Source organism: Rahnella perminowiae (assembly GCF_019049695.1).
Taxonomy (GTDB): Bacteria; Pseudomonadota; Gammaproteobacteria; order Enterobacterales; family Enterobacteriaceae; genus Rahnella; species Rahnella perminowiae.
Map to the genome: position 1 here is coordinate 1 of NZ_JAFMOT010000061.1, position 444 is coordinate 444.

Annotated in this window: 1 protein-coding gene; it reads right to left on the reverse strand. The window is 63.3% G+C overall.

Going from position 1 to position 444, the window contains the following annotated elements:
- Positions 1–444: F0F1 ATP synthase subunit A (locus J1781_RS00285; protein WP_217233009.1), on the reverse strand; the 444-nt coding region annotated here is incomplete at both ends.

The window sequence follows — 444 nt, forward strand, 5'->3', positions numbered from 1 at the left end:
TCGAGAGGAACTCGAGCTGAATCAGCATGATGTGCTGCGGCCACGGGACACCCGGGATGACGAGGGCGTTCTTCAGGTAGCCGATGGAGTGCTTGCGGAATCCGGCGTAGACGAACATGACGTACGCGACCAGCGCCAGGATGAGCGGCAGGCCGATGACGGCGGTGCTCGCGATCTGCAGACCCGGGATGATGCCCGTGAGGTTCATCCCGATGATGAGGAAGAAGAACGTCATCAGGATGGGCAGGAACCGCTTGCCGTCCTTCTCACCGAGCGTGTCGAACACGATCGTGTTGCGGACGAAGCCGAGCATGTACTCGAGAGCGGCCTGGCCGCGGGTGGGAACGAGCTTCATGTTGCGCGTGCCGAGCCACAGCCAGCTGACCAGGGCGAAGACCCCGAGCAGGCGGATCAGCATGACCCGGTTGAGCTCGCAGGGGGTCC